We start from the raw sequence: 9,532 nt of genomic DNA, 5'->3' as shown, positions 1-9,532 counted from the left end.
CCGATGCGCCCACCCGTTCTCCCGTGCGTCTCCGTGACGCTCCTCCTCACCGTTCTGCTCGGCTGCGGACCGGGTCCCGACCCGGATCGCGAGCGCACGCTGCCCACCGACACGCTCGCGGAGTTCGTCGCGCGGAACCAGGCCGTCGGCGTGATCGACCTCGAACGCTCCGAGCGACCGATCGACGCCGAGGGCTGGCACGGTCCCGAGCCGGTGGGCTGGTGGACGGCGCACCGCGACGCCTTCGTCGCGGTGGAGCTCGACGCCGAAGGCCCCGGTTTCGTGGAGATCCGCGCCGGGCGGATCGATCCCGGCATCGAGGCCAAGACCCTCACCCTCTCCCTCAACGGCTTCGTCCTGGGCGACGTCGATCTGCCTCCGCGCCCACGGGTCTTCCGTCTCGACGTTCCCGACGGCGTGATCCGGCGCGGCCGCAACGAGATCGGTCTGGCCTGCGACCGTCTGCACACATCGGGAAGCCGCGAGCTCGGGCTGTACGTGGACTGGGTGCGCGTCGCATCCGAGGACGCCGACTGGGCCTACACCCGGCGTGACGAGGAGCCTTTCCTGAGCGCGCACGAATGGATCGATGGGAACCGGGGATTCCTCGTCTCGGGAACCTTCGACATCGACTGGGTGGCCGAAGGGTCTCCGATCGATGCCGCGAGCGAAACCCGCCTCGCGCTCGTGGAGGTCGACGCCGAGGGACGCGTGGTCGCCGAGTGGGACGCCGCATCGATCGCCGACAGCGCCGGGTCGATCCGGTTGCGCGCACCGGCCGACGTCGACGTGGGCGCTCCCGGGCGCCTGGTACTCACCTCGGCGGACGAGGACGTGCGTGTGCGCCTGACCGGTGTCGAACGACGCACCGCTCCGCGCGACGACGTCTTGTTGATCGTCATCGACACGCTGCGGGCCGACGCCCTGTCGATCTACGGTGCGCCCGCCGGCCGGTCCACGGTGATCGATTCGCTGGCCATGAACGGAATCCTGTTCCGCAACGCCGTGGCCCACTCCCCGATCACCGGACCGAGCCATGCGTCGATCTTCACGTCGAGGACACCACTCGCCGCGGGCATCGTGAACAACCACGAGGGCGAACTCACGTGGGACGTGCCGACGTTGGCGGAGGTCCTCCGCTGGAACGGCTACCGGTGCCAGGGCGCGATCTCGATCAGCCCGATCGTCCGACGGCACGGCTTCGCACGGGGGTTCCACGCGTGGGACCAGGAGCTGGGGGCCGCCTTCCTGCGACGTGGGAGCCGGACGCTCGAGCCCGTGCGCGCGTTCTTCGCCGCTGAACCTGGTGGCGATCCGCAACCCCGGTTCACCCTCGTGCACCTGTCCGAACCGCACGAACCCTACGATGCCTACGGCACCGTCGATGAGAGAGCCCGGCTCGTCGTCGACGACGAGGTGGTCGCCGACGTCTCCCTGTCGGACTTCGAGCCGGGAATCCTCGAACTCGAGCTCGACGCCGGCCGGCACACGCTCCGGATCGAGACGACGAGCCGAACGTTGGTCCGCCGCTTCGAAATCCGCAGTCCGGGCACGACCGGAGCCCGCCTGGAGGACGAGGTCCCGCTCGACCTGCCCGCGGGGAGCTGGTCGACGGCGCTCGTTCTCGAACGTCCGGGCACCGTGGAGTTGATTCGCGTGCTGAACGATCATCGTCTGGGCGTCCACGAGATCCGGCGACGTTACGGTCTCGAGTCGGCGCAGACCGATCGTCTGGTCGGCGACCTGATGCGGATGCTCCGCTCGTCGGGCCGCGCCGACCGCACCTGGGTGGTGTTCACCGCCGACCACGGCGAGTCGCTCGGCGAGCACAACCACATCGGTCACGTGAAGAACCTCTTCGAACCCTCGGTCCGCGTGCCGCTGATCGTGTGCCCGCCCGCCGGCCGCGACGCACCCCGCGGCGTGGTCCGCGACGACCTCGCCGCCGGCATCGACGTCCTGCCCACCATCCTCGATCTGGTCGGGATCGACGTGCCCGATGCCGCGGAGGGGCGCAGTCTACGCCACCACACGCCGCGCGACCGCACCGTGCTCGTGCAGACGAACACGCCGCAGGCACCGTCGACGCGCTACGCGCACCGCGGCGTCGACTGGAAGCTCGTATGGAACGTCGATCGTGAGACCACCCGCTACTTCGACCTGGCCCGCGATCCCGGGGAACGCGAGGACGTGGCCCCGCAGCATCCCGAACTGGTGGACCGGCGCCGCAAGGCGCTCGAGGAACGGGTGTTCGATCTACTGTCGACGAACCGTCGGGCCGAGGCGTCGATCGATCCCGAGACCGAGGCCGCGCTGCGGGCGCTGGGGTACATGAACTGAGGGGTTTCGGCGGGACGTGGACGACCGGACGGACTCCGCAGCCGCCAGGTCCGAAGAGGGATTCGCCATTCCGGAATCTTCCCGGCCCACTTCCGCCGCGGAAGCGCTCGCGACCCCGACCCAATTCTGCGGCGGAAGCGCCGATTCGCGCTGGACCTGGGGACGAACCGTGGAAGTTCCGCGCCGGAAGCGCGTCGCCGTGAGCGTGCCCGAACGCGGTTACCGCACCAGGCCCACCGCCCGGACCACGCGTTCCGCTCCGTTCGTCGCGATCACGTGGTACGCGCCACTGGCCACCGCGGCCCCGGCATCGTCCCGACCGTTCCACACCGCCGAGCCCCGCGCCGCCGCCGCTCGCGCGATCCACCGCACGTGACGCCCGCGCGCGTCGACCACCCGCACGCGGACGGACCGCTCGCGCTCGAGCGACCAGCTGATCGTGGTCCGCGGGTTGAAGGGGTTGGGTGCGACGTCCAGCCGCGCGATCGACGCCACGCTGGACGGAGCGTCGGTCGCATTGCCCGCACGATCGAACACGACGCGTCCGCCGGAATGGTCGAGCGTGAACACCTGCGTGCTCGGATCGAAGTCCCAGCGTGGGTCGGTGGAATCGATCCACGCCCCGTCGACGAACACGGCGGCGGGCTCGGCGGCCAGCTTCGCGCGGACCTGCCCGGGGCCGCCGAAATCGGCGGTGATCGATCCCGGCGCGTACAGCAACGACGTCGGTTCCGCGCCGTCGACGCCGAGCAGGTGGCCCTCGTCGTCCGGGGCGAGCGAGGGCTCGAGATCGAAGGCCTGCAGCAGATAGAGCACCGTGTTGAAGTTCTGCTCGTACCAGGTCTCGCGGCCGAAGCTCGGCTGGGTGAGTTCCCGGATCGTGGTGAGCATGCGGCCGTCGTCGGTGGGCACGCTCGACGCCGGGGCCTGGCCCCAGGTCAGGTTGTGCAACGCCTGCAGACCGGCCTCGCGCCAGGTGGGATCGTGCAGAGCCGTGCCCCGCGCCGCGCGGTCGAGGCGTAGATGCAACACGCCCCACTGGGCGGTGGCGGCGTAGGTGCTGTTCATCCAGGCCTGCCACTCGAGCAGCGCCCACGTGTAGACGCCGTTGCCGTTCTGCACGCCGTCGGGAGCGAAGAACACGTCCGTCGACCAGTCCCGGATCTCGATCGCCTTCTCCAGATCACCCGGCGCGCCGCGCTCCAGCAGCGCCTCGGCGGTGGCCTCGGCCGAGTAGTGGTCGCGCAGGCCGGCGCTCTCGGGTCCGATGTCTTCGTAGAAGCCCTCCCACCGCTGGTACGACGCACTCGCCGGATCCATGGGATTGTTCTCGAGCCAGCTCCACGCCCGCGCGGCGGTGTCGCCGAAGCCCTGACCCGGCCGGCGTTCCTCGAGTTCTTCGAGCAGTCGGATCGCCGGGACCAGATGGCTGGTGTAGTCCTGCCGGACGAGCCCGTCCGACGGCCGCACGCGGAAGGGCCAGCGGCCGTCGTCCTCCACCGGGCCCTCGAGCTGGGTGTCGCGGTAGGTCGCGCCGATCTCGACGGCGGCGTCGAAGTAGCGCGTGTCGCCGGTGATGTCGTAGAGGCGCAGCAGGCGTGTGCCGAACATGCCGGGCTTGTCGCTCATCACGGCGTCGATATCGTAGCCGCCGCCCATCACGCCGTCGGTCTGCGTGCTGTACACCCAGTTGCCGTAGAGGTCGGTGGCCGGGGTGCGCCGGTCGACCAGCCAGTCCGCGCACTCGACGGCCCGCGCCAGTCCCTCCGGATCGCCGCTGTACAGCCACCAGCCGAGGAAGGCGTCGATGGCGATCGCCATGGTGTAGCCCGGGTAGCTGATGCTCGCGTAGCCGGGATAGCCGTTCGTCGCGCTGCGCAGGTTGTCGGTGTGCTGGATCGCGTAGTGGTAGAAGTAGGGTGGCACGGGCTCGCCGTCGGGGTCGTCGTCCATGGTCAGGATCCCGTTCTCGCCGACGTCGCTCATGAGGAAGGCGACGACTTCCTCCACGACCGCGGCGTGGGGCTTCAGCGGTTCGGTGGCCGCGTGGGCCGGGGCGGCCAGGACGACGAGCAGGGCGAGGGCGAGTCCACGGTGCATGACGAGTGCGGTCCTCCGGCGAACGAGCAGGGTCCCGAGGCTAACACGATCGCGGTCCCGCGTGGTCGCTCCTCACTGCCGCTCGAAGATCAGGCTCGACAACCGCTCGTCCTCGTCCACGTACACGAGCGCCAGCCGTCCCGCGAGGAAGTTCCACTGCTCCACACCCGAGAGGGCGGCGAGGAAGCGGTCTTCGACCTTCATCACCGGCGGCGGGCACATCCTCTTGGTGCGGATCGCCGGACCGAACTCGAGTCCGCGCCGGCGCGCGACGGTGAACGTCGCCTCGAAGCGGTTGCAGCCCGCGCTCCCGAACACGCGCCGATCGTCGACGCGCAGGATCACCTCCGCGGCCTCGACGGGCTCGCCCCGGTACGTGAACGACCGCAAGCGCCACGCGCTGCCGTCGAGCAGATCGATCGTCGCGTCGCCGAGGATCTCGCGGGTCTCCTCGAGGCGCCCCACTTCGTTCAGCGTGTAGCGGCGGCGCTGTAGCTGGCTGGGGCAACACCCCGGATCGTTCGGCCCGTGCGCGATCAGGTCGAGCACCACGGTGCGACCTTCGATCGTCGAACGCCGGATCTGCTCGCGATCGCCCACGTAGTGGGTCGCCGTCGACACGACGTCGTCGTCGCGGCGCTCGAAGACCGCCACGTACAGGAGGTGTCCCGTCCCGCCCGAGTTCTCCTCGAGGTACGCGACCGCTTCGTCGGTACCATCGCCGTCGAGGTCGGCCGTGTGCAGCAGCCAGGGTACGAGCACCACCTGCGGGCGAGCGACGCCACCTTCGACGAAGGGTTCACCCTCGTAGACGCCGTCGACCAACGTGATCGGCTGCTCGTAGATCCCGGTGATGGTGGCGCCGGCGACGGCTTCGCGGTCGAGCGCTTCCGCCGCGGAAGCCGGTACGGTGACGAGCAGGAAACCGAACAGGGCGAGCGTCCGCATGGTCCCTCCCGGAGAGTGCGTGTCGAGTGTGCCACCCACGCCGAGCCGTGGCCAGGCCGTCGGCGAATCATCGGTCGGGCCGGTGCGCAGGTCTACGCTCGGCGAGTCGGGACCATTCCCGACGGGAAGGTCCACGGTGGACACCGGCCGGCGGATCGGCTGTACTCGGGCGTCCCGACAACCGCAGCCCGATCGACGGCCGATCCACCATGTCCGACCCGATGCCCCCGCCCCGCGCCGAGATCCTCCGCGCGGTGATCCCCGGTGCCGCCCTTCCGCTCTGGGTCCCGCTGCTCACGCCCTACCGGCCGGGCACGGCCGACGTCGACGTCGAGCGCCTGCGTCGTCACCAGCGGGTGCTGCGCGGCCACACGCCGCTGTGGATGGTGGCCGGCTCGACCGGCGACGGCTGGGAACTCGACGATCGCCAGTTCGGCCAGCTACTCGACGCCGTCACCGCACCCGAGGCCGACGCGATCGACGGTCACCTGTTGTTCGCCCTGCTCGCCGCCGACACCGAACAGGCCCTGGGGCGTCTGGAACGACTGCACGAAGCGCTCGGCACTTCGCCGAACGCATCCTTCGAGGACAACCTGCACGTCCTGCGTGCCCGCGGCTGGGTGGGGATCTGCGTGGCGCCACCGGTGGGCGAGGACGTCGACCAGTTGCGCATCGCCCACCACTTCGAGGAGATCGGCCGCCGCGCGCGCATGCCCATGGCCGTGTACGAGATCCCGCAGGTCACCGGCTGTCGTATCGCCGCCGAGACCTTCCGCGCGCTCGTCGGCGCGCACGAGGAGATCGTGCTGTTCAAGGACTCCAGCGGCGAGGACCGTCTGGCCGGCGAGACCTCGCCCCTGAATGCACCCGTCCTGGTGCGCGGCGCCGAGAGCGACTACGCCACCTCCTTGCGCGCCGGGGGTGGCCTCTACGACGGCCTGCTCCTGGGCAGCGCGAACAACTTCGGCCAGGAACTGGCCGCCATCGTCCGCGCGACGCTGTCGGGACACCTGGACGCGGCGAAGGCCCATTCCAGTGCGCTGCAGAAACGTGTGGCCGACCTCTTCGAGGCAGTGGCCCCGGTACCGGTGGGAAACGCCTTCGCCAACGCCAACCGCGCGGTCGACCACGTGCTCGCCCACGGCCACCGCGCGACCGACGTGGAGCCTCCCGCGTTGTTCGACGGCTCGGTCATGGCCCCCGAGGTGATCGCAGCCGTGGACGCGATCCTCGATCGGGACGGGGTGCGGCCGCTGACGGGGTACCTCGACCTGTGACCCGGAAGTCCGACGAGCCACTCCCTAGAACAACGGCCGTGCCCGGATCGTGTGCTCCAGGCGGCGCAGGCGCTTGACCATGTCCAACGTGCAGCTCTCGTCGACGTCGGCCACCAGGTAGCCCACGTCGTCGAGGGTGCGCAGCACCTGCTGACCCACGTTCACGCCCTCGTCGGCGAAGAGCTCGTTGATCTCGTGCAGCACGCCGGGAACGTTCTCGTGAACGTGCAGAATGCGGTGATGCTCCGCCACGTCGGGCAGGGCGACCTCGGGGAAGTTCACCGCGCCCTGGGTCGAACCGTTGTTCGTGAAGCGCACGAGTTTCTCGGCGACCTCCTCGCCGATTCCCCGCTGGGCCTCGAGCGTCGATCCACCGATGTGCGGGGTGAGCAGGACGTTCGAACGGCCGCGCAGCGGCGTGTCGAAGTCGTCGCCGCGGGAGTGCGGTTCCTCGGGAAAGACGTCGACGGCCGCACCGGCCACCCGTTCGGTGTCGAGCGCGCGGACCAGGGCCTCGAGGTCGACCACCGTTCCGCGGCTCGTGTTGATCAACTGCAGGCCGGGCTTCGCCGCCTCGAACTCGCGAGCGCCGAGCAGGTGGTGCGTGGTGGGATCGGCGGGCACGTGCACCGTGACCACATCGGCCTCGCCGAGCAGGTGCGGCAACGACGCCGCCCGCCGCGCGTTGCCCAGGGCCAGTTTGTCGACCACGTCGTGGAAGAGGACGCACATGCCCAGCGCCTCGGCCAGCACCGACACCTGCTGGCCGATGTGGCCGTAACCGATGATCCCGAGCGTCTTGCCACGGACCTCGACACTGTCGGTCGCGGTCTTCTCCCACCGGCCGGCGTGGGCGGCGGAGATCTTCGGATACAGGCCGCGCAGCAGCATGACGACGAGTCCGATCACGAGTTCGGCCACCGAGCGCGTGTTCGCGTGCGGGGCGTTGAACACCGGAATGCCGCGACGACGCGCACCGCCGAGTTCCACGTGGTTCGTCCCGATCCCGAACACTCCCACCGCGAGCAATCGCCTGGCGTGATCGAACACGACGTCGGGCAGGCTGGTCTTCGAGCGAACGCCGAGCAGGTGCACGCCGTCGACCCGCGCGGCCAGGACTTCGGGATCGAGCGCGCCCGGAAGGGTCTCGACGTCGAAGCCCTCCCGTTCGAGGCGCTCCACGCCGGCGGGGTGGATCCCCTCGAGCAACAGCACGCGGATCTTGTTCTTGGGGAAGGAGGTCTCGCGGGTCATGGCGGCGCGTCTCGGGGTCGGGGAACCGATCGGGGATTCCACGAGTCTCGCGTCGATCGGCGCCGACGTCCACGGCCGAGTCCGCTCGCGACTTGCGCTCGGCTCCGCCGCAGCCGATCCTGATCGCCCCCGGTTTCTCGGCGCCACGCCACGACGGTCGGCGCTGCCCGCTCGAGCCCCCGCGCTCGACCAGTCCAAGGGAGTCCCATGACCCGCGCCTACGCCGCCAAGTCCGCCGACGGACCGCTCGAGGTCGTCGACATCGACCTCGGCACCCTCGGCCCCGACCAGGTCGAGATCGACGTCACCGCCTGCGGCCTGTGCCACAGCGACCTGTCGATGGCCCGCAATCACTGGCAGTTCACCGAGTATCCGATCGTGCCCGGCCACGAGGTGGTGGGTACGATCGCCGCCAAGGGCGACCACGTGAACCATCTCGAGGTGGGCCAGACCGTCGGCCTGGGCTGGTTCAGCGGCAGCTGCATGTACTGCGACCAGTGCATGAGCGGCGATCACAACCACTGCCGCAGCGTCGAGTCGACCATCATCGGTCGCCCCGGCGGCTTCGCCGAGAAGGTGCGCTGCCACGGCGCCTGGGCCGTACCCATTCCCGACGGTGTGGACGCGAAGAAGGCCGGCCCGTTGTTCTGCGGCGGTCTGACCGTGTTCAACCCGATCGTCGAGTTCGACGTCGAGCCGACCGACCGCGTGGGCGTGGTCGGCATCGGCGGCCTTGGCCACCTGGCGCTGCAGTTCCTGGCCAAGTGGGGCTGCGAGGTCACCGCCTTCACCTCGACCGACGCAAAGGCCGACGAGGCCCTGGGCATGGGCGCCCACCACGTCGTGAACTCGCGCGACGCCGCCGCCCTGGAAGAGGTCGCCGGCCGCTTCGACTTCGTCCTGTCGACGGTGAACGTGCCGCTCGACTGGCAGGCCTACTTCGCCGCGCTCGCGCCGAAGGGCCGGCTGCACACCGTGGGCGCGGTGCCCGAGCCGATCGAGGTGGCCGCCTTCACACTGATCGGCGGGCAGAAGAGCCTGAGCGGCACCCCGCTGGGCTCACCCCAGACCGCCCGCACCATGCTCGAGTTCTGCGACCGCCACGGCATCGAGGCCGTCACCGAGACCTTCCCGATGAGCAAGGTCAACGAGGCCTTCGAGCACCTCGAGGCGGGCAAGGCGCGGTACCGGATCGTGCTGGAGAACGACTTCCAGGCTGCGTAGTCGGCTGCCTGGGGCCGGTCCGAGGGTCTGCCGAATGCGTTCGGTGTGCCCTCGGGCCGGTACGACCGGCACACCCGATCACGAGATCGCTGCGGAAACCCCGATCCCGGTCGTGCCCGGATCGTTCGAAGAGAACGTCCCCGGCTTCGAGAGCTCCGACGACTTCAGGGCGACGCTCACCTTCGAGGGAACGAGCACCGTCGGGGGACGGACGGTGCAGAACCTGATCGGCCGGGTCGACGGTGGCGTCGTGGCGAAGGTTCCCGGCCGGCCCGCCGGGCTCGGACCGCTCGAGACCCGGCTGTGGCACACGCGGCCGGACCTCCGACCGGCCCTCGTCACTCGCTCCACGAAGGCCGTCGACTTCTGGCCGTTCAGCTTCCTGCACC

General features: G+C 70.0%; 7 protein-coding genes. 4 read left to right on the top strand and 3 right to left on the bottom strand.

The genetic code is table 11. The features are described 5' to 3' along the window. On the top strand, positions 1-2,340 hold a 2,340-nt coding region (locus tag VKA86_05745; protein HKK70702.1), incomplete at its 5' end, for a sulfatase. A gap of 219 nt (positions 2,341-2,559) precedes the next feature. On the opposite strand, the gene VKA86_05740 is transcribed toward VKA86_05745, so the two are convergent. Both VKA86_05740 and VKA86_05735 read right to left on the bottom strand, forming a co-directional pair. Then, positions 2,560-4,440 (bottom strand): hypothetical protein, encoded by a 1,881-nt coding sequence (locus tag VKA86_05740; protein ID HKK70701.1) that lies wholly within the window; start codon positions 4,438-4,440, stop codon positions 2,560-2,562. A gap of 72 nt (positions 4,441-4,512) precedes the next feature. Beyond that, entirely contained in the window at positions 4,513-5,388 is an 876-nt protein-coding gene (locus VKA86_05735; protein ID HKK70700.1) for an META domain-containing protein, read from the bottom strand. A 209-nt stretch (positions 5,389-5,597) separates the two neighbouring features. Here VKA86_05735 and VKA86_05730 point away from each other — a divergent pair, with 209 nt between their 5' ends. Beyond that, the gene (locus tag VKA86_05730) at positions 5,598-6,665 is read left to right on the top strand and encodes a dihydrodipicolinate synthase family protein (GenBank protein HKK70699.1); all 1,068 of its coding nucleotides are present in this window, start codon (positions 5,598-5,600) and stop codon (positions 6,663-6,665) included. A 24-nt stretch (positions 6,666-6,689) separates the two neighbouring features. Here VKA86_05730 and serA read toward each other — a convergent pair whose 3' ends face one another. Further along, positions 6,690-7,919: a phosphoglycerate dehydrogenase gene (serA, locus tag VKA86_05725; GenBank protein HKK70698.1), complete on the bottom strand. Its 1,230-nt coding sequence runs from the start codon at positions 7,917-7,919 to the stop codon at positions 6,690-6,692. Positions 7,920-8,126: 207 nt separating this feature from the next. Between serA and VKA86_05720 the strand changes: the two genes are divergently transcribed. Beyond that, entirely contained in the window at positions 8,127-9,143 is a 1,017-nt protein-coding gene (locus VKA86_05720) for an NAD(P)-dependent alcohol dehydrogenase (protein HKK70697.1), read from the top strand. Between the two features lie 112 nt (positions 9,144-9,255). Then, the coding region (locus VKA86_05715; GenBank protein ID HKK70696.1) for a hypothetical protein at positions 9,256-9,532 on the top strand (277 nt) is incomplete at its 3' end.

Source organism: Candidatus Krumholzibacteriia bacterium (assembly GCA_035268685.1).
Classification (GTDB): domain Bacteria; phylum Krumholzibacteriota; class Krumholzibacteriia; order JAJRXK01; family JAJRXK01; genus JAJRXK01.
The sequence above is the reverse complement of the archived record's forward strand: the minus strand, read 5'-3'. Positions and strand labels throughout refer to the sequence as shown.